The following is a 26225-nucleotide window of genomic DNA, read 5'->3' as shown; positions in this document are numbered from 1 at the left end:
GGTTTCTCTATGTCCTGCATCATACCCATGCCCCTGCGCCGATCAACGCCGACCTTCGATGGTCGGCGTGTCGTGGCAGCAACCGACGCCGTTCGAACCTTCGTCGAGGCGCTAGTTGGCGGCGCCGAAATTCCGAGCCGCCGGTTCGTGGACTCGCCGGTCCGCCTCCCTGAGATGTATGCATTCGCTCAGAAGAATGCTCGTATGAGCGCAATCAAGGGTCGTGCAAAGCGAGCGGACAATGCTCCCACCGTGCTGCTTCAGGCGCGCGTCACCCCAGAGGTGCGTGCGGAGGTGCATGCGGCTGCCGCAGCGAGTGGGGTCTCCGTGGCCTACTACCTCGATACGTTCCTGCACCAGCTAGTCCAGGCGAACGGTGCGCTCCCCCGCGTCGCGGCACCGCGACCTCAAGCAGAGGAGCTGCCGATCTCAGCCGCTTAAACGAAGGAGGCCCGCCGAAGCGGGCCTCACCAAGTTTCGTAGCTCAGGATCCCCCATCCGACCAAAGACCGGGATCTCGAGCTAATCAAGTCACCAGCCCTCGCGGGAGGCTTCTCTATGCCCGAAAGAATACATCACGGGCTGGAAGATTCAATGGCGGATCTTTCGGCGCGCCGCAGCGGTGTGCCGTTGGCGACCGACGGCGACGCGTGGTCGTTGTCACGTCGGCTGAGCCCGCGCGATACCGTCCGGACGATGCGCCGCGACGCCTACGGGCGCCTGGGTGAGAACTCCTACCCGGCGGCGTTCCTGGTCTCCCCCGTCGCTCCGAGCACTCCCTGGGCGATCTATCTCGCGGACGACGCCGGCGTTTTCCGGCTGCTCTGCTTCGACTTCGACGGCAAGGACTCGCACGGCGTCGACTCCGACCTCATGGAGCAGGCCGCGGACGACTGCGATGCGCTCTCCGCAGTTCTGCACGATCACCAGGTCCCGCACGTCGTCTGCCAGTCCTCGGGCACGGGGGGCCGCCATCTGTGGGTCGCGGTCCGCGGCGGCGCGTCTGCAGCTGATGTTGCACGGCTGGCGGTCGCTGCTCGAGCCAACTTCCGCACCTTGGATCACGGCATGCTGCGTAACCCGCGAACGGGAGCCGCGCGCCCGCCCCTGTCCCCGCACCGCGACGGCAGCGCGTCGACGCTGCTCCGCGGGCAAGCAGAGGATCTGCTGGACGCGGTGGTAGACGCTGAGTCGCTGCACGCGGTGACACAAGCTCTCGAAGCGAGGCACCCCGCCGTTCGATCGCTTTCGCTCGCCCCTGCCCCTGCCCCTGCCGATGCTGATGCGCAGCACCGCACCCACCGTGGCCTGAGCGCCGCGGGGACCGCCCACATGGCGACCGTCGGCGGTGGCGCGAACCCGTCGTGGACGGCGTTCATGTGCCTGCTCTCTGCCGCGCACGCGGGTTGGACGCTGACCGACGTGGAGCACGCCGCCCGCACGGCGCCGGGCATGGAGCACTACCGGACCAAGAACACCGGCCGCGGCGGCCGCCGAGCTCGCTCACGTGAGGAAGCGGCCGATCGGCTCGGCCGGCAGTGGGAGAAGGCGTTGCAGTTCGCGGCCCTGCACGCTGTCCTCCCCGGGCAGCGCGAACCCCGCGACCTGACCGAGCTCGAGGGTATCGTGGCGGCCGTCGGCGACCTCCTCGACCGGTTCCGGGTGAATCCCGGCCGGTGGGGCCGCACCGAGCGCGCCACCTCGGAGCGGACGATCCTCACCGCCCTCGCCTACCTCACCCTGCACACCGGCAAGCGCACCGTTGCTGCGTCCGTCCGCGATCTCGCGCTGCTCTCCGGCCTGGGTCGCACCACTGCTGCCAGCGCGCTGCGGACGTTGCGCGAGGACGGCTACGTGCAGCTCATCGCCCGCGCCGATGGCAGCAACGCGAGCGAATGGCGCTTGACCGGCACATTTTCCACAGGGTACGAAACCATCCGGACACAACCACTCAATAACCCCCGCCCCCCCGGACAGCTGTTTTCAGAACGCGCGATCCTCCTCGACCTGATCGAGCACGAACTGACCGACGCACGCCACGACCTCTTCACCCGCGCCGGTCTCGGACACCTCGCCGGGAAGGTCTACGCACTGCTGCGCCGTGAAGCCTCCGTCACCGTCGAGGTCACCGCCCGCCTCCTGGGCGTCGGGTCTCGCACCGCAGCGACGAACCTGTCACGGCTCCGCAGTCATCGCCTCATCGTCAAGCACACCGACGGATGGCGCCGAGCGGCTCGCGATCTCCGGACCGCTGCAGCACGAGCCCTCGGAGTCGACGGTCTGCTGGAGGATCGAGCGCACCGGTACAGCGTCGAGCGCGAGGTCTGGGCCTGGTGGCAAGCCGAACTCGCCCACCGCTCCTCTACACCCAGGGAACGCCCACGACGTCGACACGTCACCAGCCGCCCCCTCTTCGAGAACCCCTCCCCCGGTGAGCGCGTCTGGCCGCTTTACCCCCGCGACGCCGCCGGCCGAGGGGATCACCGCGAAGCACTCCACTGGGGACGCACCGGCATGCTCGCCCCCGGCTCCCTCTGGTGGTCCTCCACCGCCGCCTAACCCGCGACGCCCACCCCTACCCCGACCGTGCTCGACCACTCCCCCACCACCGCGCGGAATCACCGTTCGCAGGATCAGTGTCGGAACCTCCGACTTACACTCGGACTGTATCGAACATACGTTCGAGCATGTGAGGAGGCATCCCGATGAGCGTGACGATCGTTGAGAACATCGCGATCCCGGCACAGGGCGTCGTGACACTCGCGTTCCTCGTCGCCGGTGACGCGGTCGCTGCCGGCTTCCCCTCCCCCGCCCAGGACTACTTCGACGGCTCACTCGACCTCAACAACCACCTCATCCGCGACAAGACGTCCACCTTCATCGTCCGCGTTTCCGGCGAGAGCATGATCGGCGCAGGCATCAGCGACGGCGACGAGCTCGTCGTCGACCGCTCCCTCACACCCAAGCACGGCAACGTCGTCATCGCGATCCTCGACGGCGAACTCACCGTCAAACGCCTCGAGCTCACCGTCAGCGGCGTGATCCTCCGCGCCGAGAACCCCGACTACCCGCCGATCCTCGTCCCGGAGCTCAGCGACCTCCAAGTGTGGGGCGTCGTCACCGTCTGCCTGCACCACCTCCACCGTGCGCTCTGAACAGCGCATCGGCCTGGTCGACGTCAACTCCTTCTACGTCTCCTGCGAGCGGCTCTTCGACCCGAAACTCCACGGCCGACCCGTCGTCGTCCTCTCGAACAACGACGGCTGCGTCGTCGCCCGCTCCGACGAGGCGAAACAGCTCGGCATCGAGAACGGCACACCCTGGTTCAAGATCGAACCCCTCATCCGCGCCCGCCGCCTCCCGGAGATCATCGCCCGCTCCAGCAACTACGAGCTGTACGGCGAGCTGTCCGCCCGCGTGATGGAACTCCTCGGCCGCTACTCCGCCTGGCAAGAGGTGTACTCGATCGACGAATCCTTCCTCGGCGTCAACGGAGACGTCGCCGAGCGGGCGAAGATCGGCCGCGCGATGCGCTCCGCCGTCACCAAGAACATCGGCCTGCCCGTCTGCGTCGGATTCGGGCCGAGCAAGACCCTCGCGAAGTTCGTCAACAAGGGCGGCGCGAAAAGGCACCCGCGTCTCGGCGGAGTCTGCGACACCGACTGGTACACCCCCGAGCAGCTCGACGCACTCATGGCCTCCCAGCACGTCACCGAGCTATGGGGTGTCGCCGGCCGCACCGGCAAGCGACTCGCGGAACTGAGCATTCACACGATCCGCGACCTGCGCGACGCAGACCCCGCCCTCATCCGGAAGAAGTTCTCCGTCGTCCTGCAGCGCTCCGTGTACGAGCTGCGCGGCATCGACTGCATCCCCTCGAGGCCGCCCGCACAGTCCGCGACCAGCTGATCTTCTCCCGCTCCTTCGCCACACCCGTCACGACGATCGCGGACATGGAGCAGGTGCTGTCCGTCTACGCGCAACGCGCCGCACACCGACTCCGCGCGCAGGGCTCCGTCACCAAAACCATGAGCGTCTTCGCGTCAACATCTCCCTTCGTCAACGCGCCCTACGAATCCGCCGGCGGACTCGCCGGCTTCCCCGTCCCGACCGACGACCCCGTAGCGATCGTCAAGGCCGCGATCGGCACGTTAGGACCTCGACTCCGCGAAGGAGCCCGTTACGTGCGAGCCGGCGTGATCCTCACCAACCTCTCCCCCAAAGGCTCCCACGTTTACCTCGACTTCTTCGATCCGGTCTTCGACGTCAAAAACCTCGGTGCGACCATCGACGCGGTGACCAAGCGACATGGACGCGCGTCGATTGGGCTGGGCCGCGCCGGTGTCCGGACAGGGCCGGTGTGGTCGATGAAGCGAGACGCGCTCTCAGCGCGCGCTACAACGCACTGGGATGAGCTTGCAACGGCGCATGCTCGGTGACGCTCGTGTCGTCCCCGCAGTCCGCTCGGGCGACCGACCGCCGAAGCAGCAAAGCGGACGGTCGGAGTACGTACGAATACGTCCTGACGTAATTATCGAGCCGCTCGGGATAAATACGGCATGACAGATATATTTATTGCTGTGTTCTGTCCCTGCATCGCTACCGTTGGTGGACCTGGCTGTCCACTGTGCCACCATGCTGCGGACGTGGCAGATAAATACATCATGACGTAAATAATTAATCGAGGTGTCGGTTCTGGAGGTAGATCCACCAGCGGTCTAGCTTAAATAAATACGTCATGACGGAAAGACGTATGTAACGAGCCCTGAGCAGATGTAGGGTTGCGCTTTGGCGGAGCCAATCCAGACCCGATAACCGGACCGCAAGTTTAGAATAAATACGTCATTATGTAAATATTTGTAGCTGATGAGAACGGACCAACAACCCTGGACGCCCACCGTCCGGCGACTCAAGTACGGCTCAACGTGATGAGTCGCAGATTGCACTGACGCCGGGATCTAGCGTCGCGGTCGACACGGTGGCACACGCCGCTCTGTCGAGAATATTTACGTCAAGACGTAAAGACGTACGTGCAGTAAGATTGAAATATGGACGGACAGAAAGGGAGGCGCCGTGGCCATCATCACAGCAGTCGGAAACCGTAAGGGTGGCGTCGGCAAGACGGCTGAGGTTCTCGGTGTCGCGACAGGGCTCATGCTCATGCGTCGGAAGGTGCTGGTGATCGATCTCGATCCTCAGGCCGACGCGTCGACGGCGCTCGAGGCGGAAGGTGACCTCGATGTGTTCGATGTGCTCTACGGGGGAGTGACCGGCTCGATCGGCGAGGCGATCACGAAGTCCTCGTGGACGGGCATCGACGTGGTGCGCAGCTCGGAAGCGCTGTTCCGCATGGAGACCGAGTCGCTCATGGGCGCCGAGGTGCGGCTGAAGACGGTCATGTGGGAATCTCCCGAGCTCGCGGAGTACGACCACATCCTCATCGACCTTCCGCCCGCGCTCGGGCGGCTGACGGTGAACGGGCTGCTGGCTGCGACTCAGGTGCTCGTGGTCACGGAGCCGACGTCGTTCGCGGTCCGCGGAGTGGGGGAGTTCCTCGACACCGTCCGTCAAGTGACGGCGATGCCTCACCTCAATCCGTCGCTGAAGACCGCGGGCATCGTCGTCAACAAGACGTCGAGCCCGCTGACGAGCGAGCATTCGTTCCAACTTGAGGAGCTGCGCGCGGCGTACGGAGATCTCCTCGTGGAGCCGTACTTGCCGACGTGGACGGCCATGCAGGACTCGGCCAGCGCCCGCGTGCCGCTGACCAAGCTGAGCGGCCGTCGGCCGGCGATCCTCACCGAGCGATTCGTCGCGCACGCTCGTCACCTTGAAGGAGTAGCGAAATGAGCAGCATCCAGCGTAAATCTTCGGTCGCAAAGGCTCCGGTCGCGTCCGTCCTCGAGACCCTGTCGCCCGCCCGCCCCTCGGCGGTGGAGACGCCGGTGCCGGCGTCGGTACCGCCCGTCGAAGCGGAGGAGGTGACCGCCCGCCGCCCTGGACCCGGACGCCCTCGGTCCAAGAGACGGATGGAGCCGTTCTCGTCCAAGGTCGAGATCGCACTGCGTGATCGCCTCGACACGTACCTGCAGCAGAACGGCATGACGGTGGTCGACTTCCTTGACGAAGCCATCCGCGATCGGCTTAATAAATAATTACGTCATGGCGTAATTTTCGCGTTCGCTATTCCTCCGCCGCCAAGGGCTCGAGTCGGTGCTCCTAGGACTATCGGATCAGCGGGCGTCGTCAACCTCGAATCACTCCGCCGACCCGATGACCGATCCGTGGTCCGCCATCCACTCTTGCACGGGATCGCCGGTGGCCTGGTGGGCTGGCCTCTCTGAGCGGAAGACATCGACGAACCACAACAAGCGGGATCTACCTGCCGAGAGGTAGTTATGGCAGCCAAAAATGTCACCTCAACCCAGACGTTTCATACCATCGATAAATGCGATTACCGCTACTAGGCTGAGATGAGCGCTCGGCGATGATCGGGCCGGTTTCAAGGGCGAGGAGGCGGGCGTGAAACTCGGGGATCAGCTCGACGGACCCTTCGAGGACCTGTTGGCCGCACCGCTGGATCTCGAGGCGATCGCGCTCGAAGTCCACGAGGTGCGCACGGCCGAGTGGTTCGACGCGGAGCAGGTCCCGTCCTGGGGTGTGTTGCTGCGAGTGACGGCGCTCCTGCGCAGTCCGGTGCCGCGTCTAGTTGATCGCGTCCGGCTGCTGGAGCAGGTCGCCGACGGGCGCGTGCCGCACCGCAATCGGGGCGCGTGTCCGCAGGGTGCCGCTGATGCGGCTGCCCGCGATAGTGTGTGCCGGGCTTGCCAGATCCTCGGCGCACCTCGGGCGTCCTGATGCGTGAGTTCGAGGACGGTCCCGGACGGGATATCGCCGCATCGGTGTCGACTCTCGTCCCGGTGTCGCCCGCGGTCGTGCAGCTGGGGGAGGCGTCGATCGCCGGAAATACCCGACGCGCCTACCAAGGGGACCTGCGTTCGTTTGTGGCCTGGTGTTCAGCGGCGGGGCGGCCGCATCTGCCGGCGTCGCCGGAGACGGTGGCTGAGTACCTCGCCGATCGCGCCGGGATCCTGAACACGGCGGGGGAGTGGCGCTATGCCCCGTCGACGCTTGCGCGCGCTCTGGCTGCGATCAATGCCGCCCACGCGGAGCAGAACCTGCCTCTCCCCGGACACAGCGCTCTCGTTACGCGGACTCTGCAGGGCATCCGCCGCGACCGCCAACGCCCTACCCGGCAAGCGGACCCCCTGCTGCTCAGCGATATCCAAGCGGTCCTGGACCGCATCGACGTCACCGTTTGGCCCGATGGGGTCACGGGGGTGCGGGACCGGCTGCTGATCTTGCTTGGCTGGGCGGGTGCGTTCCGGCGCAGTGAGCTCACCGAGCTGCGCCTGGAGGATGTCGTGCGGCATCGGCAGGACGGCCTGCATGTGCGGGTGCGGCGCTCGAAGACCGACCAGGTCGGAAAGGGCCTGGTCAAAGCGGTCCCGTACGGGCGGGAACCGCTCACCTGTGGGCCCTGCGCGTGGATGCGGTGGCTGCGAATCCTGGCAGCAGCGGGGGAGGGGCGCAGCGCCGTCATGCGGGTGCTGTTCACCGATGACCCGGCGGCGCACGTCTGCCGCAGTACCCTCCCAACCCTGCCAGGGCAGGCTCCGTTGCTGCGAAGGATGCACAAGAGCGGCCTGCCCACCGAGAACCCGTTGGCCGCGCAGTCGGTGAACTTGATCGTCAAACGTCGCGTCACCGCGGTCGGGTTCGATCCGGTCCGGTACAGCGCGCACTCGTTGCGCGCCGGGTTCGTCACCGAGGCCTTGCGTCAGGGGGCGACGACGCATGCGGTGATGCGTCAGACCGGGCACCGCTTAGCGGCGACCGTGGAGATCTACGCACGCGAACGCGACCCCCTCACCGGCAACGCCGTCACCACCCTCGGCCTATGACCACCCACCGCCAGCTCGCGACCATGAACGACGTTCTCGAGCAGCTTCCCGCCTCGTACCGACCGCACTGGCGGCTCTTTGCGGACTGGTGCGCCGCCGTGGACGTGCCGGCAGTTCCGGCAACTTTGACGCAGTTGGGTCGGTTCTTCGCCGCGGTTCCTGCAGCACCCTCCACCGCGACCGCACGGGTGAGCGCCCTTCGCGCTGGTCACTCCCTCCTTGGCGCGCCTTTCCCGGTCGCGCCGACCGAACCTGCCAGACCCGTCCGGGTCGGCGCCGGCTGGGTCAGCGCCACCGACGCGCTGCGAGCGCTTCCGGTCACGCGGTACCCGGCGGGGCTGGTGGGCCGCCGCGACGGGTTCCTGCTTCTGCTCCTGGATCAACTTCACCGGACCCGACACTCGGCCCGCACCGTCACCGAGGCCGACATCACACTGACGCCCGTGCTCACCATCACGGGCATCGTGATTCCTCGGGCGGATGAGTCGGCGGCATGCTGGCGATGCGTGACTACCCGGTGGCTGCGCGTTCTGGGGCCGGCGGCGCTGGGATTCCGCTACACCGTCCACGAGATCCTCGACCCCACCCTTCACCGCGATGACGAGCACGATTGCGCCACTGCTCTGTCTGAAGACTGGAGAGCAGCACCGACTCTGCTCCCCGCCATCGACCAGCACGGATGGCTCGCCCCACACCAGTCACTCAGCACGAGGGCAATGTCCGCCATCACCGCGCACCGTCAACAAGCTGGGCAACTCCCTACCGAGAACCAACTAGCCATGCGCCGGCGACCCTCCGCGGCGTACTCCTTGCAGGACCTCGCGGACGGGTACGACGACGTCGACGCCCGGCTGGCCGAGCTCGTCCTCCGAATGAGCACACTTCTCGCCGACAACGACGACTTCCGCCGCTCCTGATCACGAGCAGGCACATTCATGCTGACCTCGGGTACTGGAACCAGACAGGGCATACTCGCTAGCGTCGGGATATGAGCAGACTCGTCGTCTCCGTCCTCACCTCCCTCGACGGCTACTACGAGGGACCCGAGCACGACCTCTCGACCCTTCCGTTCGAGGACGCGTTCAACGACCACAACCTCCAGATGCTGAGGCAGGCGGGCACCCTCGTCTATGGGAGCCGCTGGTTCCGGAACAACTGGAACACCTGGAGCGCCCTTGTAGCCGACGATTCTGCGAACGACCGCGACCGCGAAACTGCCCACCTCGTCACCACACTCGACTCCCTCGTCATCAGCGACACCCTCACCCGTGATCCCGACGCTCCCTGGGCCGCCACCACCAGAATCGTCCGGCGAGAGGACGCGGCTATCGAGATCCGTGCACTCAAGGCATCCGGAGACCGCGACCTCCTGATGTTCGGCAGCGGAACGACCTGGAACCCGCTCCTCGAGCAGGGTCTCGTCGACGAGCTGATCGTCCTCGTCGGAGCCGGACTCGTCGGCGGCGGCTCCTCCCTCTATTCCGGATTACCGCACCCCGGCCTCAAGCTCCTCGATGCCACGGCACTCGCCGGGTCCGAGCTCGTGCGGCTCCGCTACGACGTCAGCGGCGCGTGACGGCCGACTACGTCTGGGGCGTCTAGTCCACCGTCGACGGCTACGGTTCCGAAGGACCAGCAGCCACCGGAGCGACGGCACGGCGAGGGCAAGCACGAGCGCCGGCACTGTTCGGCGAGGTCCGTGGCATCGCCGAGTCGGCGGCTTTGCCGGTTGGGTCCGCCTGCAGCGTTGCTGTGAGGGCGCACCAACGCCGATCGGCGCTGAGCCCGGAGGTGCGAAACCGACATCTTGTCCTCGCTTTCGACGCGGAGCAGGATGAGGGGCATGACTGATGGGCATGAGGCGCTGGCCATTTTCGTCGGAGACTGGAGTGCCACGGGAACGGCCTATGGTGCGGACCTTGATGGTGCCGAGTGGCGAAGTGTGCACTCGGCCCGCTGGCACTCGGGCGAGCAGTTCGTCGTGCAGGACGAACGGGCGAACGGCCCGTTTGACACTCTGAGCTTCCTCGGCTGGGACGCGGAGCGAGGCACCTACTTCTCGTGGAGCATCGAGAACCACGGATTTGCTCGGGAGTACCTTGTGACCTGCGACGGTGCGAGCTGGACCTTCACCGGAGCTACCGAACGCGCCACGATCACTTTCAGTGACGATGGCCGCACTCAGAATCACCATTGGGAATTCAAGCCCAACGGCGAGTGGACGACTCTCTGCGATCGAGTCGCCACCCGCGTCGAATAATCCTCGAGCCAATCGTCCGCAGGTTCACTCCCTCGCGCGCCCTCAATCAACTCGCGTCGCGGACGACCTGCTCTGTGGGCAGCACCTATTCGGCAACTCCGATCGAACCGGTCTGGTGCTGAAGCGAAGCGTCACCCCCACCACCGGAGTCGAAATCGCCCAGTACTCGCTCAAGCGTTGAACGCCGCGGCCGAACTCTCGCTGTGGGCTCTTCTGCAAATGCACGTGCGCTGGAGTTTGCCTACGCGCCTTGAACGTGGATACGTCGCAGAGGAGGAGCTAGGGCTAGTTGAGTACGTCGCGGAGTTTGGCGGCGAACGCTTCAGGCTGGCCGGCATAGCCGAATTCGCCGCCCATGAATCCGCCGTGGTGGCTCGGGAAGACGGTGGCTTGCTGGCCGAGTCGGTCGGCCAGAGCGATGGCGGTTCGGCCGGTGTAGACCTTCAAGGATTCCTCTCCGACTGCGATCACGATCCTGGTCGGGGCCGCCTTCAATGCATCAATGTCTGGCTGATAGTGGGGCACAGCCCAGGACCGCTTGGAGAGCAGGGGGTCCTCCCGCGCGCCGTCGTCTTCGGTCGGCAGACCGAACGTGGCCGGGTCCGGTGCGGGCTGGGCGAGGTACTCCTCGGTGATGTCACCTTCCCAGGAGGTCATCGCGATGAACGCGGCCATGCCAGCACCGAAACCTTTGTCCTGGTACACCCGGGTGTAAGCCTCCCGGGCGGCTTGGACGGTTTCTGCATCTGGCAGGACGCAGTCGATCGGAGGTTCGTGCGCGATGAGAGTCGCCACGTCGTGCGGGTACGCCGTGACCAGCGCGAGCGCGCCGACCGCGCCACCGCTGCTGGCGAACAGATCCACCGCGCCGGCGCCGAGAGCTTGAATGAGCGCATGAACGTCCTCAGCTTGGGTGTCCGGCTCGTTAGTGACTCCGCCGTCCTTGCGTTCGCTTCGTCCAAGGCCGCGCGGGTCGTAGGTCACGACGGTGCGGTCATCGAACAGAGCGACCTGCGCGCTGAAGCCACTGGCGTCCATGGGCTGGCCGATCATGACCAGAGGCGGACGCCCGTCCAATGTGGGTAATGGCCCGTGGACGTCATAGACGAGATCGACTTCTGGCAGCTCGAGCGTGTGGCGCGACACTGACGGCCTCCTTCTCGGTGAGACAAGTTGACCGGATGCTACGCCGCGCCAAGGTCCTCCCACCAGCACGGGAAGGGCCAGCCTGTGAACTCATCGCGCCCATCGTCCTGAGAATGAATCTAGTGATGACTGGGCGAGGGGCGAGGCCGTCGACATGCTGAGTGTTGAGCGGCGGCGCCCACGCCTTAAATTGTTGAAGACCATGACGTGCCGGCGCCCTTGTCTTGTCACCGGTGCCGTGCAAGTCGCCCTCCGGATCCCTTCAAATGCTGATCGTGAGGTCGTAGGGGTCTGCGCGCCAGCCGCATCCGGGACCGTTGGGTTCGTCGGTGAGGGTCCAGTCGATCGCGTGCTCCTGCTCGTCAAGAGTGTGGCCGGTGTCGTCGAGGAGGGTCAGTTGCACGGAATGGGATGGTGGTCTCCAAAGTCGTAGGTCCACAGGTCGGAGACGGCGTGAGTGACCCAGTAGGAGCGTCCTGTCGAGGGGGCGGCCTCCTGCGAGTGGTAGGCGCAAATACCGTCAGCGCAGAGCCGCACGTCAGTGACGTTGTCGCGATTCTCGCCGGTCACGGTCACGCGCAGCTCGTTGCGGTAGCCGACTTCGTCGCACCCCATCGCGCAGGACGACAGCATGAGGGATGCGGCGCCGCTTGCCACGACGGCGGCAAAAACGTCGAGGCGACATAGCGTCTCGGCTCGCATGGTCAGGTCGTTGATGTGTCGTGCTTGAGTCGCTGCTTCGCCGCGCGTTCTGTGAGGACGGAAAGGTAGTCCTGCACGGGCCGGTCCAGGAGCTTGCTCAGCTCCTCCCGCACGATGGCCTCGATATCGCTCTCGGAGCGATCAGGGAATTTCTTACGCACGGCGGCGGTCGCATCGCGGACGACCTGGTCAGCATCGAGGTCAGTAGTCATGTGTCCAGGCTGAGCCAGAAAGGTTAACGGCGTTTGAGGAAGTGACCACGTTCTCGTCGTCGGGGAACCGGTGGTGTTGTGTGTAGTGCTGACGGCAACCGTGCGGTCACGACGGTGTCCAGGCCATCGACGGGTAGGGAGGGGTGATGTCTCAGCCGATTGTTCTCATCGCGCGGGTGCGGTCGCGCAAGCCGGCGTTGGGTGTGCGGAACCTTCGGCGTCGTCTGTTGGCAGGGGAACGCCGTCCACGGCCGAAGGGCGGATTCGTGGTCGTCATTCCCGGTCTCGGTCCGGTCGTGGTGACGGAAGATCGCTTTGGGTTGAGCCTGCGGATCGCGCTGTTCTCCGCGGAGGACGCGCCGAAGGCGATGAGTGCGCTCGAGCTGTTCCTTGATCCGGGCGGCCGGGACGAGTTCTCCGTCACCTGGAACGAGTAATCCGTGCGGGATGACCTGTGTTCTGAGCAGTTGAGGTGGTAGCCGCTTCGATCACCGTCGACGACGGCGTCGGTCGAGGACCTGGTGCTCGGGCGCTGCTGTTAGGCGACTTGCTCCGTGTCGTCGACGTCCGCTCTCTCGTCGATGAACGAGGCCGGTTCGGTTGCGCGGATGTGGGAGGCGATGGTGCGCGCGAACGCGATCTCGAGGGTGTTGGAGTCCTGCAGGAGTCGTCGTTCGTCGGTGAAGGGGGTGCGCGCTTCGGCGCGGAACACGGGCGGAACTTGGCCGGGATTGAGGAGAGTGATGATTCCGGCGATGGAGCGGCTGCGCGGTCGTCGGGCGATCCACCGGTTCTGGTGAGTGCGGGTCAGGTGCAGAGTCATCGGTCTCGTCGACCCTTCCGTCCAGGTGGTTCGGCGTCTGAATCGAGTGTGCGGCGTGCACGTTTCGGCGGTGTGAGCAGCAGCCGACGATCTCCCCACCATCAGCACCGCGCAGAGAAGAGGCGCTGGCGTTGACGTGCTTCTCTGATCAGTCGCGGGAAACGCAGCGCCGCCCGAACGTTCGCGATTCTCGAATCCAGTCGATGACGTCTTGGTGAATGGATTGCGGTTCGAGTCCGGGCGGGGAGATCGTAGGTGGGCAGGCTTGATCGTGAGGAGAGCGCAATGTCCGAAGTGCAGCCGTTCCGCATCGATGTGACGCCGGTCGAGGTCGAGGATCTGATCGACCGTCTTCGACGAAGGCGTTTCGCCGAGCAGCTCCCCGGCGAGGAGTGGGCCAAGGGAGTGCCTGCGTCGTGGTTGAGGACTGCTGTCCAGGCATGGCAGGAGCAGGACTGGTCGATGACGCAGGATCGTCTCAACGCGTTCCCGCAGATCGTCACGGAGATCGATGGGCAGCGCGTCCACGCGATCCACGTGACATCGAAGCACGACGAGGCGACGCCGTTGCTGCTGCTGCACGGCTGGCCGGGCTCCTTCCTCGAGTTCGTGGACCTGATCGGGCCCCTCGTGAACCCGACCGCGCACGGAGGTGACGCGGCGGACGCCTTCCACGTCGTCATCCCGTCCCTCCCCGGACACGGATTCTCGAGTCCTCTCGCGGGCGAGGGCTGGACCGATCTGCGCATGGGTGACGCGCTCGGCGACCTCATGTTCACGCTCGGCTACGAACGGTTTGCAGTGCAGGGAGGCGACGCCGGCGCGTTCATCGGGCCGCAATGCGCTCGAGCTCACCCGGACGCCGTGATCGGCGTGCACGTGAACGCCCTCGTCAACTTCCCCGGCCCCGACGACAACCCCGACGAACTGACCGAGGCGGAGAAGGAGCGGGTGCAGCGGCAGCAGCACTTCCTCGCCGAGATGAGCGGCTACCGGGAACAACAGCAGACCCGCCCGCAGACCCTCGCGTACGCGCTGACCGATTCGCCAGCCGGTCAACTCGCGTGGATCGCCGAGAAGTTCGCAGAGTGGTCCGACCCGCACCACGTCCTCACCAAGGACCCGGCATTTCTGCCGACGCTGCTCGCTGACGCAAGCATCTACTGGTTCACGGGAACCGCCGGATCCTCCGCGAATCTGTACTGGGAGACGATGCACAATCCGGAAGCATGGACGAAATCGGTCTCGGGTGTGCCGACGGCCGTCCTCGTCTCCCTGACGCAGGACGTGGCCATTCGCCGGTACGCGGAGCGGGAGAACCGGATCGTGCGCTGGACGGAGACCGAGCGCGGCGGACACTTCATGGCTCTGGAAGCGCCCGAGGTGTGGCTGGAGGACGTGCGCGCCTTTTTCCGAAGCTTGCGCTGACCGACTTGGCAGTCGGATCAGGTCTGACCTGACCGTTTTTGCCCCGAACAGACGGAACTCAGCTGGGCTTTAGCCGTCCCAATCGGCCCATCCGGCGATGTCGATGCCGTGGTTGTCGGGTGAGGCGAGGGTCCACCACTTGGGGGCTTCGCTGGCGTCCACGATGCGGCCGCCGGCGGTAACAGCAGCCTGCACGCGCTTTTCGGCCTCGTCGGCGGGCACCGAGACGTCGATGTGGGTGCGTCCTCGGCCCGGGCGCGGGGTGCGCAGCTCGTGGAACCAGAGATGTGGTCCGCGTCGCAACGGGTCGAGAAGGTCTTCTTCCCCGACGCGCTCATAGCCGAAGGCTGCCTCCCAGAACGGTCGCGTATCGATGCCGGCGTCTTGGGCCACGGCGATCCCCACGACCTGCAGCATGCTCGGGTCGGACGTGAGGCCGAGTCGATGCGCGACGACACTGACCGCGGCGGCCAGATCGACGTCAGCGACGCTCAACGCTCCGTCCGGTCGGCTGCAGGTACGCACAGTGACGCCTTCCGCGCGCATATCGATGTCGGGAGCATGATCAAGGCGCTCCGCTACCTCCGCGATGCCAACGACGAAGGCGGCGGCCTCCGCGAAAGAGGTGGTGCGGTAGAAGCAGTGAGCTCCCCAGAACAGCACCCGCCAATCCGCTACTCCTGACGCCGCATGGAAATCGCGCGGTCCGAGAATCACAAGCCGGGAAGTACTTTCATCGGCTGCCATCGTCGCCTCCATTCCTGCGGACGCTGTGCTGAATATCGGGACAAATAGCCACGGCCGAATTGACTCCTAGCCGACGGCCCACGGTTCTTTTCGGGGTGGTCTCGACGACGAGTCAGCCATGGGAAGCGACTCAGCTGTGCGTCGTGTTCCCCCGGATCTCGTCGATGCTGAGCTCCGGCGCACCGCCGGCTGCGGCGGCCGGGTCCATCCAGACGAAGTCCCAGTGGTGGCCGTCCGGGTCGTCGAAGCTCTTCGAGTACATGAAGCCGTGGTCCTGCTCGCCGGCGGGCGTCGCGCCCGCGGCGAGGGCCTTCTCGTGAACGGCGTCGACCTCGTCCTTGCTCTCGGCGCTGAGGGCGAGCTGCACCTCGGTCGAGGTGGTGGCGTCGATGATCGGCTTGCTGGTGAACTCGGCGAAGAACTCCCGCGTGAGCAGCATCGCGGTGATCGTGTCGCTGATCACCACGCTGACGGCGTTCTCGTCGCTGAAGCCCTCGTTGATGGAGTACCCGAGCGATTCGAAGAACGCCCGGGACCGGGCGAGATCGGTGACGGCCAGGTTGACGAAGATCGTGGTGGGCATCGGTGCGCCCTTTCTCTGCGGATGTCGGTGGCACGCCGCCACCGAGCGTCATTGAGATGATGATGATGGGTCGACGACAGTGTCAAGAGACTGAAGGCAGCGGTGCGAGTTGGACGAAGGTCGCGGCGGCAGCTGCCGACGCCTCCTCGGCATCTCAGTACGAACGCGACTACCGGGCGCAACTTGACCGCGCGTTCTGATGTCCACTCGGCGTTTCGTGAGGCATGGCCGACCGCTCACCAGAAGGACGCCTCGGGCGAGAGTCGCGGCACGCCCGTATCCGTTGCCTTGTGGAATCGCCTCCGGAATCCTGGAGGCATGTCGGCGCTCATCGAGCGATGGGCGCTCTTGAGCAGTTCCTCGATTCGGGACGACTGACATATGTGAAGCGACGGACGCTAGTGGCCTGCCGAGTCTTCACTGCGTGTCTTGAGTGCTTCGTTCATCGCGATGAAGTCGGGCTTTGTGTTGTCGGTGAGCCACCGGGTGAGGAAGGGTACGGTAACTCCTCGGAAAAACTCTGCCTGGGTGAGGAGGGTGTGACCTGCCGCTGTCGGTTCAAGGGTGAAACTGTGCTCACCGTCGAAGAGCCCGGTGATCAGGAGGGTGCCCTCCCACCGCAGGTGCTCATACCTTCTGACTTCGCGCACCACGGGTTCGAAGACGAGGGCCTCGTCGGTCGCATCGGTGGCGAATCGGAGCGTGCTGCCCGGCTCGAGGGCGCCGGTCATGCCGACAAGCGAGGGGTTCCACTCCGGGTACGCCTCGAAGTCGGTCAAGACGTCCCAAACCACTTCCGGTGGGGCCTCGATCTCGATTGCGGTCTCGATGACGAAGGGGTTGGCGCGTTGCCAGAGCGCCGCGCCAGCGACGATCAGCGCGATGAGCAGGCCGACCAGGAGCGCAGCCCTTCGACGTGCTCGCCGGTGTGCATGCGTTCTGCCGCCTATGCTCTCGGACATGCGTGGAGGCTACGAGTGCGGGGTGAACGCGGCGTGACGCGGCCTCCCCTCGAGTGGCTGTCGAGGGCAGGACGCGCCACGTCGCGCTTCCGGCGCATGCCCGGTCAGTCCTCGGACAGCTCCTCCTGGAGGGCGCGCACTTCGATGCGGCTGCCGAGGGCTCGCGCGGCCTGCTCCGCCCAGGCGGTCGCTGTGGCCTCGTCGTCGGCTTCGATGATCCAGAAACCGCCCACGTACGACGGTGCTGCGACGAAGGGCTCCTCGAGCACTCGGGTCGTCTTCTCCTCGATGTGGACGGTCTTCGCGGTGCTCGGCGGCTGCAGGCCGCCGGCGTAGCGGAAGGCACCGGACTCCTTGAGGGCGGAGTTGAAGGCGTCGACGGCCGTCATCATCTGCTCGAGGAACGCAGGGTCGAGGTCCTGCATCGACTCCATGGTGGGCTCGTCGGCGGTGTCGTGCGGCACGGTCAGGAAGTACTCGGTCATGTCGATTCCCTTTGTTTGATGGTGCGGAGTGTTCAGGAGAGTCGCGGCGAGCGACGCGCCCAGACTTCCGGCACGGCACCAAAGAGCACAGCCTTTCGATCTCGCTCGAAACGCGGATCCCGCGGAACCCGGCTACTGCATGGGTGCCGGGGCAGCGCGTTCAGGAGGCGCCGTTCACGAGCGCTTCTCCGAGCGGAGTCCGGTCGTGGACGACGGAGGAGCCCTCTCGGCGAGAGCTGATGAGGTGTGCCGCGCGGAGGACGCTCAGGTGGTGCGACGCGGTGGAGATCGCGAGGCCCGCGGCCGCCGCGGCTTCCGAGGTGGACAGCGGCGTGTGAAGGCTGAGAAGGATGCGCGCGCGTCCCTCGCCGAGAAGGGCGATCACCGAGCTCGCGGTGTCCGCGGCGGAGCTCGTCCACGACTCCGTCACACCGAGAGCCGGGTAGAACAGGGTCGGGTGGGCTGGGAGCTCGGTCAGCGCCGCGCAGCGGCGGGACATGACCGAGGGTACGAGCACCAGACCGCTTCCTCGGCAGTCGAGCACCTCGTCGTGCCGGGCGAGTTCGACGACGACCGCGTCCGGCTTCCAGTTGATCGCGTCATCGATGGCGTTCACCATCGCACCGATGCCGTCGCTGCTCGTCCGGCGTGATCGGGCAGCGATGTCAGCGCTCAGGATCTGCTGGATCACGGGCCAGTGCGGTGCCAGCACCGCCTCCCACAGCTCCCGCCACGCGTCGCTCACGAGGACGCGGGTGCGCTCCGGGTCGTCTCGAAGCGTGAGGAGCGCGTCACGCTGGGACCCCGTAGCCCGATCGGCCCGCTTGCCGAGATCCACAACCATCGGGCGAAGATCCGCTTCGGTCAATCGCTGATGCTCCTGCTCCGGGGTGAGATCCCATCTCGGCGTCGACGTGAGGAAATCCGGCAGGTACCCGTCGTCACCGATCACGAGCCGCAGAAAATCGAACGCAGCACTCGGCACGCGTCTGCGTGCGCCGCGCAACCACCCCCACTGAAGAGGGTGCGCCTGCGGGGAGGCGAGGACGCGAACCGCATGGCACAACTCGTACCCCGGGGAGACCCCGAACCGGATTGCCGAGACGTCGTCCGACGCCAACCGGAACTCCACCCGCTTTCGACGCACACCGAAAGGCTAACGGCGTAGCCGACGCCCGCTCCATGCTCGAACGAATCGAAGGGAGACGTCATGACCGTCATCATCAACGCCGAGGACATTCGCGTCAGCGATTCCCGGACGCTGCGCTTCGAGGGAATCGCGTTCGGATCCGCCGTCTCCTTCTTTCTCGTCACCAATGACCCCGGACAGGGACCAGGACTGCACCGTCACCCGTACACCGAGACTTGGACCGTCCTCGAAGGCGAGGCGACCATTCGCGTCGGCGCCGAGACGTTCATCGCACTCGCCGGCGACAGCGCAGTCGTCCGCGCCGACGTCTGGCATGCCTTCACGAACACCGGCCCCGGCACCCTCCGTATCGTCTGCATCCACGCCTCGCCCGTGATCATTCAGGAGAACGCCTCCAAGGAGGAGCTCGCGGGGTCCCGGTGACGGAGCCTTCGTCGGTCAGGCCCGGGTGATCTAACTGCAGTCGTAGGCCTGCGGACGCGTCAAACCTGTGGGCGACAACCGGCGTGAGTCGCAATCCAGGGACCCGCAGGTGTGAAGATCACTCTTGAACGAGTCGGCGACCATCCTCGAGTGACTCGCTCCCAAAGGCCCGTCCGCGAGCGGTTGCACCTCGACTTCGCGGTCGGTGATCCAGCGGCGTCGACGGGTAGGTGATACTGGCGGACGAGCTGCGTACTCCGCGAGGAATCCCGACCGACGCGGCTGCACCACACGATCGGGGGCAACGGTCTCGCCTTGCTGCCCGATGGCGAGGTCGTTCATCCCCCAGCGTGAACCTTACGCATTTGCTGTAGCTCAATGCGCTCGTCTCTGAGGCCCTAACAGAGCTGAGGGTCTCTGGATGGTGCCTGCTTCAATTGCGAAGGCTTCGGCGTAGTCGTCGGCAGGCGGGATCTCAGTAATGAGGTCGATGAGAACGCCTGCAGGGTCGGCGAGGATGAAGTGCCGCTGACCGAAAGGCTCGGACCGAATCGCGAGCCGGGGCTCGAGTCCGCCCTCGATGACGAGGCGTTGCCACTCGGCGTCGACGTCGTCGACCTCCATGTTGATGAGCAGCCCGCGCACCGGGTGGCGGAAGCCGTCCGGGATCGTGAGATGGGTGGCATCGACGAAGGCGAGTTCGACGTCCGGGGGGCCAGGCCGGCGAAGGCTCACATACCAATCGGTCGAGAACGTCCGCACGAAGCCGAGGTGCTCAACGTAGAAGGCTGCGGCGTCAGCCACACGGTCGGTCGCGACGACGGGGTACAGGCTCTGCAGTTCCATAACGCTCCTCCATGCACATACCATCGGTATGTTCTGACGGTACGAGGCATACCGCCGGTATGTCAAGATGTGTGAATGCAGCGCAGCGAGCGTGGAGACGCGACACGGCAGTCCCTCATCGCGCACGCGCGCACTCGTTTCGCGCGGCAAGGTTTCGCTGCGGTGTCGTTGTCGCAGATCGTGGCCGACGCCGGGGTGACCAAAGGTGCGCTCTACCACCACTTTGCGAGTAAGAGCGAGCTGTTCGAGGCAGTGCTCGAGCAGGTGCAGTGGGAGGTGGGAGAGCGAGTGGCGGCCGCCGCAGAGGCGGTCGTGGTCCCCGCGGAGGGGTTGTCTGAGCGCGGGTGGCTCGAGCTACTCGCGGGGTGCGAGGCGTTCCTCGACGTGGCCACTGAAGAGGGCACGCGCCAGATCCTGCTCGTTGACGGTCCGGCGGTGGTCGGCTGGTCACGGTGGCGCGATCTGGACGAGGTCAACTCCGCGCGGCATCTCGAGGAAGCGGTGGTCGCTCTTCACATGGCCGGAGCCCTGACGGATGTTGATCCACGGGCTGTCACGCTTTTGCTCTCCGGCGCGTTGAACGAAGCGGCGCTGTGGATCGCGCATTCTGCGGATCGCAAGCGGGACCTCGCAGCCGCGATGACTGCCCTGACCGCCATGCTCGAGGGTGTGCGGCGACCGACGGCGTCATGACCGAAGGCGTGAATCAGATGCTGCGGCGGAGAACGGCCTTGCAGGTGACGTCAGCGACCAGCACGTGACCGCTGGAGTAGTACAGCTTCCTCATACCTTCACACTGCTGAAGCGGCGGCGACGAGACGAGGGGATTGTCAGCGACGACCGCCTTTCTCTAGCGGCGGGGCCGTGCGCGCTCATCCTCGTCGTCGAAGCCGGAGAGCGAGGGCTTCCGAAGCCTCCTAGGTGACCGGGGTCCCTTCTACGTCCACGGCGTTTGTGAGGCGCTCGGTGCAGAGCTGACCGAGCTTGTGGTGTTCGATGGCTCTGCGAGTTCCTCGAGGAGGCCGGCGAGGACTGCGGAGTCCCGTGCACCGAGCAATTCCGCGAGTACTCCTGTCGGGGCGTGGGGACGTCGGGTGAGGATGTCGCGTGCGAGCTCGGTCAGGTCGCTTCCGTCGTGTGCGCTTCTTCAGTCACGAGTGCGAGGGCGACCTCGGCCCTGATCCGACGAGTTGCCCCGATCAACCCCACGGCTCCGACGGCGATCGTCTCGACGATCAGCCCCTCACGCGCTGCCACCCACGCGCGGACATCGGCGGCGCCTCCCGCGTTGGCGTCGAAATGGCTGTCGCTGTTTGCGGAACTCATCGCGTGAACGTGCTCGAGGTGCGGGTCAGCCGATGATGCTGTGCTTGAAGTCGACGCACGGCGTCAGGTCGGCGTCGGGCTGGATCACGGGGCGGTGAGCGAGTGCCGTCATGTGTTGACGGACGCGCACAATTTCAGCCGCGCCATCTGGGAGTTCTTCTACGGGGCGCGAGCTGCACTCGCGCAGCGGCGACAGAGCGCCGCCGATCGGAGGCCGCTTCGCGGCCCGTTCCTGCAATTTTCTTCACCTCTCCGCGGTCTCAACCTATTTCGCTCCATCAGCTACGTGCCACCGATCCCGAACGCGGTCGCTGCGCTCCCTCACATCGCCCGGGATCGGCGTCACTGCGCCGCCTCCACTCAAACGGTTTTCCCCGCCGGAGAGGCAAAGAAAAACGATCAGCCAGAGGGAGACACACCATGAGTCAGCAGCGCGGCACCCGTACCGAGGTCATCACGAGCGAGTACCACGGACCCGGAGCGGACGGGATCAGCCGGACCGCCCGTCAGGTGGTCATCGTCGGCGCCGGTGGCCGTGACCCGGTGACCGAGCAGACCCCGGCCGTGCACCTGGTCACCCGCGAGGGCCGCGCGGGACTTCCCGGGGTGACGTTGCAGCACTTCGAGCCCGTCGACCCGGTGCCCGCGGATCGCGTCGGCTACATGGCCTCCGGCGCCTACGTCGTCGTTCCGGTCGACGTCGCGCGAGCGCTCGACCTGTACCCGGCCGCGTACGCGCTGCACGACCGCAGCGAGACGCCCGCCGACTACCGCGACAACGACTGACCCCCGAGACGAGAAGGAGAACCGACATGCTCACCATCACCCACACCCCCGAAGCCGGAACCCTCATCGAGGGCACCAGCCGCGGCGACGGCAACGCCGAGATCCTGAAGGCGTCCGGCTGGCGCTGGGGCCTCTCCATTGGCGCCTGGTACGTCCCGCAGTCCCGGGACCGCCTGCCGAAGTGGTGGACCATCAACCGTGCCGCGACCGCCCTGCGCGACGCGGGACACGAGGTCATCATCGAGGCCGAAGAGACGTTCCGCCCGGCCATCGAGGCGGAGGCGGCGACCCTCGAGCGCCAGGCTGCCCGGGTCGACGCGCTCGACGCGAAGGCCGACCGCCGCAGCGCGGACGCCGACACCGCCGACGCGGCCGCGCGCCGCGCGTTCGATCGGCTCCCGGAGGGTGGCGAGCCGATCAAGATCGGCCACCACTCCGAGACGCGGCACCGTAACGCGATTGAGAAGGCGCACAACGCGATGGGCCGCAGCGTCGAGGCCGACCGCGAGGCTACCCGCGCCCGCGTCCGCGCGGACGTCGCCGCCCACACCACCGAACACCGCTACGCCCCCGGAATGGTCGCCCGCCGCATCGACCGCCTCGACACCGACATTCGCGCCTGCACGCGGAAGATCGAGGGCAGCTCGCACAACTTCGGCGGCGGCTACATCGGGACGACCGCCCCCGCGACCGGCGCTTACCGGGAGCGACTGCTCACCCAGCGCGCGCAGCTCGAGGACCAGCGCGACTACTGGTCGGACGTCCGCGAGGCGCAGGCCGCCGCGGGACAGGTGACGATCCACAGCCGCGACACGATCGCCAAGGGCGACATGATCAAGCACCGGTTCGGCTGGCACGTCGTGACCCGCGTGAACCCCAAGAGCGTGACCGTCGCGCTCGACTGGAACGACGGAACCCGCCCCTACAAAGTCGCCTACTCCGACATCCAGGGACACCGCACCGCCGCCGAAGTCGACGTCGCCCGCCAGGCCGCGGCCGAGAAGGCAGCCCAGGACACGGCCGCGGCGAGCTGAACGGGAGCGGGCTACCTACCTAGATAGGTAGGTAGCCCTTGAGGGGGCGTCCCCCTCACACTCTCTAATGATCTCGGCTGGCCAGGTGCCGGCTGTCAGGCTGGTTCTGGCTCGCTCGGACGTGACTCATCACACTCTTGACCGCTGTGTCTTGCTGGGGACCTGTCCGTCCGAGCGGCCAAGACCGGCGTGACGCTGCGATGGCTTGATAGAAGGTTGTCCGCGACTTGGGTCGCGTGACTCGTTAGAGAGATGCCTCCGCGGCGCATCCCACCCGGACGACCCCCTGAGGAGAAGAGGCCGCATGATCGTCGCCCACCACTACGACCACGTCGTCGGAGTCGACACCCACGCCCGCACCCACACCTACGCGATCGTCGCCACCAAGACGGGCGAGATCCTCGGGACAAGAGCGTTTCCGGTGACGGCGGCGGCGATCGACAGAGCGATCGCCTGGGTCGAAAGCGTCACGAGCGGATCGGTGTTGTTCGCAATGGAGGGCACCGGCTCGTATGGGGCGTCGTTGGGCCGGGTGTTGCAGCGCGGCGGGATCGTGTTCTGCGAGGTTCGGCCGCCGAGGAAGTCGAGCCGCGTCCGCGGCAAGTCCGATGAGATCGACGCGATCGCTGCCGCGACCTCGGCGATGGGTATCGAGCTCGACGCGCTGATTCGGCCGAAAGTCGACGGGCTGCGCAACGCGCTCCGCGTGACGCTCGACGCGCGCCGCGACATGGAGATCCGTCGCACGAGCGCCCGAAATCAGCTCAACGCGCTTGTCCGCACCGCGGACTTCGGCCTCGACACCAGGCGCGCGCTCACTGATCGTGGGGTGCAGAAGCTCGCCGAACTGGATGCTCATCATGACGATGTTGCGCAGCGCGTCATTCGAGGCGAGGCCATCCGGCTGGCCTCGACGGTGATCGAGCTGGGGCGACAGATGCGCGAGAACCGCGACGCGTTGGCCGAGCTCGTCGAGCTTCTCGCACCTGGCGTGCAGCAGATCTATGGCGTCGGCCCGGTCACCGCCGCTGTTGCTGTCGCGGCGTATTCGCATCCAGGGAGAGTGCGTAGCGAGGCAGCCTTCGCGGCCCTCGCGGGGGTGAATCCGATACCGGCGTCGTCTGGCAACACCACTCGCCACCGGCTGAATCGGGGCGGTGACCGTCAGCTGAACCGTGCGCTTGATGTGATCGCTCGCGTGCGTATGGTGTCCGAGGTGCGAACTCGTGCTTACGTCGATCGCCGCACGGCGGAGGGCCGGACGGGGCGAGAAATCCGGCGAAGTGTGAAGCGGTACATCGCCCGTGAGCTGTTCAAGGCGCTCGAAGCGCGGATGAGGACCGTCGTACTCCCGGCGTGATGCGTCCGCTGCCGGTGCGGCGCCGCTCGCGCCATCGGGCGACGCGAGCGGCAGCCGATGCGGTCAGGCGACAGCGGTGCCTTCGAGCTCCACCACTTGGCCCGGAATCGCTAGGCGCGTGACCTCGAGCATGGTTGTGGTCGGCGCGACGCCTGCCGCTTTCAGGCGCCCTGCCAGTTCGCCGTAGTGGGCGAACAGTGCGTCGATGTCGGTCGTGTAGACGTTGAGCCGGACGAGGTTCGAGAGTGTCATTCCGGCGCCGGCGAGCACTGCTTCGAGGTTGTCGACGCTCCGGGCGAGCTGCGCGGCGACGTCGCCGTGATGCTCCGGTCGGCCGTCCGCGCTCATCGCCGTCTGGCCCGACACGTAGAGCGTGCGGGTCTGTCCTGAGACGACCTCGCCCTGATTGAATCCCATCTCCAGCGACCAGGTGACCGGGTTCACAGCCGTTCGTTCGAGCGTCATCTTTTCTCCATTCGCATATCGAGGCGACCGGGTCTCGGCCGCCTCGTGCACCGCTCATCACGGTGTCCTACGAGCTTCTCGACAAATCACGACACCCTCCGTCATGTATCTCTGGGAGAATTTCGTATGCGTGCAGATCGGCTGGTATCTCTCGTGCTGCTCCTGCGCCAGCGAGGCCGGCTCACGGCGAATGAACTCGCTGGCGAACTCGAAGTCTCTACGCGAACGGTCCTCCGCGACATCGAGGCCCTGTCCACGGCAGGCGTTCCTGTCTACGCTGACCGCGGCCGTCACGGCGGATTCTCGTTGCTTCCTGGGTTCAGGACAGAGCTGACTGGATTGAACCCGGACGAGACCCTTGCTCTCCTCGCGGCGGGAGGAGGTACCGGGAAGGACGTGCTCGGGCTCGGTCCCGCCCTGTCGTCCGCCCTGCGGAAAGTGATCGACGCCCTCCCTGACGGGCAGCAGCTCGCCGCCGTCGGCTCCGCTCAGCGAGTCCTCCTCGAGCCCGAAGCCGACCTCCTGGCGCGACCCCGCAGCGTGGAGAGGATTCCTGAGGCCGTGATGACCGAGGTGAGACGCGCTGTGCTGAACGGCCATCGACTGCGCATCGAGTACGCCGCAGAGAATCGCGCGGCGGCATGGCGCACGACCGACCCGATCGGACTGGTCACCGTACGAGACAAGGGCTACCTCCTCGCCACCGTCGACGGCAACGACCGCACCTACCGGCTCTCCCGGATCGTCACCGCCGAAGAACTGGATGAGCCCGCCCAACGGTCTGGCGCCGTCGATCTCGAAGAACTCTGGCGACAACGCGGCGCGAAGTTCCGTGCCGGCGACTCGCAGCTCACCTCGCTCGTCCTCATCGATCCGCGCCGACGAGAGGACCTCGCCACCACGGCAGTGACCATCACCCGCGAGACGGTCGAACCGGACGGGCGCCTGCGCATGGAAGTGACCTTCCAGGACCTCCGACACGCGGAGTGGGCCCTCTGGCAGCTCGGCACTGACGCGGAGGCACTGACCCCCACCCCGCTCCGCGCAACGCTCCATCGACTGGCCCTTGAGCTAGCCGACCGGTACGGCCAAGGCGCTAGCCGATAACAGCGACGTGGCAGAGGATCGCACCAGCGTCATAGCGGCCCCCAGGCTTGATGGTTCCAAGGAGAACCGCTCCGCTGGTCGTGCTGTCGGCGGCTTCGACGGGCGACTCGATGCCCGAGGGGACGCGAACCTCCCGCTTGACGTGGACCCATAGAAGGGTCCCCGACATCCCGTTCCGGGGGCGCGAGCTGCACTCGCGCAGCGGCGACAGAGCGCCGCGAATAGGAGGCCGCGATGCGGCCCATTCCCCGCGTTTTCTTCACCTCTCCGCGGTCTCAACCTATTTCGCTCCAGCGGCTACGTGCCACCGATCCCGGACGCGCCCTGCGGGCTTATTTCGCCCGTGATCGGCGTCACTGCGCCGCCTCCACTCAAACGGTTTTCCCCGCCGGAGAGGCAAAGAAAAACGATCAGCC

32 protein-coding genes are annotated in these 26225 nt (G+C 66.2%); 19 read left to right on the top strand and 13 right to left on the bottom strand.

The annotated features are described in order from the left end of the window. Positions 1-696 precede the first annotated feature (696 nt). From GRS96_RS19835 to GRS96_RS19790, 11 genes are all read left to right on the top strand, one after another. Positions 697-2559 carry a hypothetical protein gene (locus tag GRS96_RS19835; RefSeq protein ID WP_146168508.1) on the top strand — a complete coding sequence of 621 codons (1863 nt, stop codon included), beginning with the start codon at positions 697-699 and terminating at the stop codon, positions 2557-2559. Between the two features lie 146 nt (positions 2560-2705). After that, positions 2706-3155: a LexA family protein gene (locus GRS96_RS19830; protein WP_107576146.1), complete on the top strand. Its 450-nt coding sequence runs from the start codon at positions 2706-2708 to the stop codon at positions 3153-3155. Further along, positions 3145-3909 (top strand): Y-family DNA polymerase, encoded by a 765-nt coding sequence (locus tag GRS96_RS20870; protein ID WP_328612396.1) that lies wholly within the window; start codon positions 3145-3147, stop codon positions 3907-3909. Before GRS96_RS19830 ends, GRS96_RS20870 begins: the two co-directional genes overlap by 11 nt. A gap of 44 nt (positions 3910-3953) precedes the next feature. After that, complete coding sequence (locus GRS96_RS20865) at positions 3954-4439, top strand: DUF4113 domain-containing protein (RefSeq protein ID WP_328612395.1); 486 nt, start codon at positions 3954-3956, stop codon at positions 4437-4439. A gap of 634 nt (positions 4440-5073) precedes the next feature. Beyond that, entirely contained in the window at positions 5074-5850 is a 777-nt protein-coding gene (locus GRS96_RS19820; protein WP_236553712.1) for a ParA family protein, read from the top strand. Continuing rightward, positions 5847-6155, top strand: a complete 309-nt coding sequence (locus GRS96_RS19815; protein ID WP_107576145.1) for a hypothetical protein — start codon at positions 5847-5849, stop codon at positions 6153-6155. Before GRS96_RS19820 ends, GRS96_RS19815 begins: the two co-directional genes overlap by 4 nt. 367 nt (positions 6156-6522) lie before the next feature. Continuing rightward, positions 6523-6858, top strand: coding sequence for a hypothetical protein (locus tag GRS96_RS19810; protein ID WP_159989483.1), 336 nt, complete (start codon positions 6523-6525; stop codon positions 6856-6858). Further along, the gene (locus GRS96_RS19805) at positions 6858-7964 is read left to right on the top strand and encodes a site-specific integrase (protein ID WP_159989482.1); all 1107 of its coding nucleotides are present in this window, start codon (positions 6858-6860) and stop codon (positions 7962-7964) included. Before GRS96_RS19810 ends, GRS96_RS19805 begins: the two co-directional genes overlap by 1 nt. After that, positions 7961-8881, top strand: a complete 921-nt coding sequence (locus GRS96_RS19800) for a hypothetical protein (RefSeq protein WP_107576142.1) — start codon at positions 7961-7963, stop codon at positions 8879-8881. The genes GRS96_RS19805 and GRS96_RS19800 overlap by 4 nt, the downstream gene beginning before the upstream one ends. 71 nt (positions 8882-8952) lie before the next feature. Then, positions 8953-9540 (top strand): dihydrofolate reductase family protein, encoded by a 588-nt coding sequence (locus GRS96_RS19795; RefSeq protein ID WP_107576141.1) that lies wholly within the window; start codon positions 8953-8955, stop codon positions 9538-9540. 267 nt (positions 9541-9807) lie between these two features. Continuing rightward, positions 9808-10224 (top strand): DUF1579 family protein, encoded by a 417-nt coding sequence (locus GRS96_RS19790; protein WP_159989481.1) that lies wholly within the window; start codon positions 9808-9810, stop codon positions 10222-10224. A 285-nt stretch (positions 10225-10509) separates the two neighbouring features. Here GRS96_RS19790 and GRS96_RS19785 read toward each other — a convergent pair whose 3' ends face one another. The 4 genes from GRS96_RS19785 to GRS96_RS19770 form a co-directional block, all read right to left on the bottom strand. Continuing rightward, the gene (locus tag GRS96_RS19785) at positions 10510-11370 is read right to left on the bottom strand and encodes an alpha/beta fold hydrolase (RefSeq protein WP_107576139.1); all 861 of its coding nucleotides are present in this window, start codon (positions 11368-11370) and stop codon (positions 10510-10512) included. Between the two features lie 262 nt (positions 11371-11632). Then, the gene (locus GRS96_RS19780) at positions 11633-11773 is read right to left on the bottom strand and encodes a hypothetical protein (RefSeq protein ID WP_159989480.1); all 141 of its coding nucleotides are present in this window, start codon (positions 11771-11773) and stop codon (positions 11633-11635) included. Further along, complete coding sequence (locus GRS96_RS19775) at positions 11764-12072, bottom strand: hypothetical protein (protein WP_107576138.1); 309 nt, start codon at positions 12070-12072, stop codon at positions 11764-11766. Before GRS96_RS19775 ends, GRS96_RS19780 begins: the two co-directional genes overlap by 10 nt. A gap of 2 nt (positions 12073-12074) precedes the next feature. After that, positions 12075-12284: a three-helix bundle dimerization domain-containing protein gene (locus tag GRS96_RS19770; RefSeq protein ID WP_107576137.1), complete on the bottom strand. Its 210-nt coding sequence runs from the start codon at positions 12282-12284 to the stop codon at positions 12075-12077. Between the two features lie 146 nt (positions 12285-12430). Here GRS96_RS19770 and GRS96_RS19765 point away from each other — a divergent pair, with 146 nt between their 5' ends. Further along, positions 12431-12721: a hypothetical protein gene (locus tag GRS96_RS19765; RefSeq protein ID WP_146168507.1), complete on the top strand. Its 291-nt coding sequence runs from the start codon at positions 12431-12433 to the stop codon at positions 12719-12721. 101 nt (positions 12722-12822) lie between these two features. On the opposite strand, the gene GRS96_RS19760 is transcribed toward GRS96_RS19765, so the two are convergent. Then, on the bottom strand, positions 12823-13107 hold the full coding sequence (locus GRS96_RS19760; protein ID WP_107576136.1) for a hypothetical protein: 285 nt from the start codon (positions 13105-13107) through the stop codon (positions 12823-12825). A 315-nt stretch (positions 13108-13422) separates the two neighbouring features. Between GRS96_RS19760 and GRS96_RS19755 the strand changes: the two genes are divergently transcribed. After that, positions 13423-14535: an epoxide hydrolase family protein gene (locus GRS96_RS19755; RefSeq protein ID WP_236553711.1), complete on the top strand. Its 1113-nt coding sequence runs from the start codon at positions 13423-13425 to the stop codon at positions 14533-14535. A 69-nt stretch (positions 14536-14604) separates the two neighbouring features. Here the strand turns inward: GRS96_RS19755 and GRS96_RS19750 are convergent, their stop codons facing one another. The 5 genes from GRS96_RS19750 to GRS96_RS19730 all read right to left on the bottom strand — a co-directional run bounded on the left by GRS96_RS19750 (position 14605) and on the right by GRS96_RS19730 (position 18156). Then, positions 14605-15282 carry a VOC family protein gene (locus tag GRS96_RS19750; RefSeq protein ID WP_159989478.1) on the bottom strand — a complete coding sequence of 226 codons (678 nt, stop codon included), beginning with the start codon at positions 15280-15282 and terminating at the stop codon, positions 14605-14607. 130 nt (positions 15283-15412) lie between these two features. Then, the gene (locus tag GRS96_RS19745) at positions 15413-15865 is read right to left on the bottom strand and encodes a VOC family protein (RefSeq protein ID WP_107576133.1); all 453 of its coding nucleotides are present in this window, start codon (positions 15863-15865) and stop codon (positions 15413-15415) included. Between the two features lie 398 nt (positions 15866-16263). Continuing rightward, complete coding sequence (locus tag GRS96_RS19740) at positions 16264-16827, bottom strand: SRPBCC domain-containing protein (RefSeq protein ID WP_107576132.1); 564 nt, start codon at positions 16825-16827, stop codon at positions 16264-16266. 104 nt (positions 16828-16931) lie between these two features. Continuing rightward, positions 16932-17312 carry a YciI family protein gene (locus GRS96_RS19735; protein WP_107576131.1) on the bottom strand — a complete coding sequence of 127 codons (381 nt, stop codon included), beginning with the start codon at positions 17310-17312 and terminating at the stop codon, positions 16932-16934. A gap of 160 nt (positions 17313-17472) precedes the next feature. Beyond that, positions 17473-18156 (bottom strand): ArsR/SmtB family transcription factor, encoded by a 684-nt coding sequence (locus GRS96_RS19730; protein ID WP_244907280.1) that lies wholly within the window; start codon positions 18154-18156, stop codon positions 17473-17475. Positions 18157-18522: 366 nt separating this feature from the next. Between GRS96_RS19730 and GRS96_RS19725 the strand changes: the two genes are divergently transcribed. Beyond that, on the top strand, positions 18523-18885 hold the full coding sequence (locus GRS96_RS19725; protein WP_107576129.1) for a cupin domain-containing protein: 363 nt from the start codon (positions 18523-18525) through the stop codon (positions 18883-18885). Positions 18886-19260: 375 nt separating this feature from the next. Here the strand turns inward: GRS96_RS19725 and GRS96_RS19720 are convergent, their stop codons facing one another. Beyond that, positions 19261-19731 (bottom strand): VOC family protein, encoded by a 471-nt coding sequence (locus tag GRS96_RS19720; protein WP_211315696.1) that lies wholly within the window; start codon positions 19729-19731, stop codon positions 19261-19263. 75 nt (positions 19732-19806) lie between these two features. Here GRS96_RS19720 and GRS96_RS19715 point away from each other — a divergent pair, with 75 nt between their 5' ends. Further along, on the top strand, positions 19807-20424 hold the full coding sequence (locus GRS96_RS19715; RefSeq protein ID WP_107576128.1) for a TetR/AcrR family transcriptional regulator: 618 nt from the start codon (positions 19807-19809) through the stop codon (positions 20422-20424). Between the two features lie 426 nt (positions 20425-20850). Here GRS96_RS19715 and GRS96_RS19710 read toward each other — a convergent pair whose 3' ends face one another. Beyond that, positions 20851-21057: a hypothetical protein gene (locus tag GRS96_RS19710; RefSeq protein WP_107576127.1), complete on the bottom strand. Its 207-nt coding sequence runs from the start codon at positions 21055-21057 to the stop codon at positions 20851-20853. Between the two features lie 420 nt (positions 21058-21477). Here GRS96_RS19710 and GRS96_RS19705 point away from each other — a divergent pair, with 420 nt between their 5' ends. From GRS96_RS19705 to GRS96_RS19695, 3 genes are all read left to right on the top strand, one after another. Further along, on the top strand, positions 21478-21843 hold the full coding sequence (locus tag GRS96_RS19705; protein WP_107576126.1) for a hypothetical protein: 366 nt from the start codon (positions 21478-21480) through the stop codon (positions 21841-21843). Positions 21844-21869: 26 nt separating this feature from the next. Beyond that, positions 21870-22877, top strand: a complete 1008-nt coding sequence (locus tag GRS96_RS19700; RefSeq protein WP_107576125.1) for a DUF3560 domain-containing protein — start codon at positions 21870-21872, stop codon at positions 22875-22877. Positions 22878-23181: 304 nt separating this feature from the next. Next, positions 23182-24237: an IS110 family transposase gene (locus GRS96_RS19695; RefSeq protein ID WP_159989477.1), complete on the top strand. Its 1056-nt coding sequence runs from the start codon at positions 23182-23184 to the stop codon at positions 24235-24237. Positions 24238-24300: 63 nt separating this feature from the next. Here GRS96_RS19695 and GRS96_RS19690 read toward each other — a convergent pair whose 3' ends face one another. Further along, positions 24301-24702, bottom strand: a complete 402-nt coding sequence (locus GRS96_RS19690; RefSeq protein WP_159989476.1) for a RidA family protein — start codon at positions 24700-24702, stop codon at positions 24301-24303. Positions 24703-24828: 126 nt separating this feature from the next. Between GRS96_RS19690 and GRS96_RS19685 the strand changes: the two genes are divergently transcribed. Further along, a complete protein-coding gene (locus GRS96_RS19685; protein ID WP_159989475.1) occupies positions 24829-25809 on the top strand; it encodes a helix-turn-helix transcriptional regulator in 981 nt (326 codons plus the stop codon). Positions 25810-26225 lie beyond the last annotated feature (416 nt).

Origin of the sequence: Rathayibacter sp. VKM Ac-2803, from assembly GCF_009807175.1 — a bacterium.
In the GTDB taxonomy this organism is placed as follows: domain Bacteria; phylum Actinomycetota; class Actinomycetes; order Actinomycetales; family Microbacteriaceae; genus Rathayibacter.
Note: the sequence above shows the minus strand (reverse complement) of the source record. Positions and strands in the feature narration are given on the sequence as shown.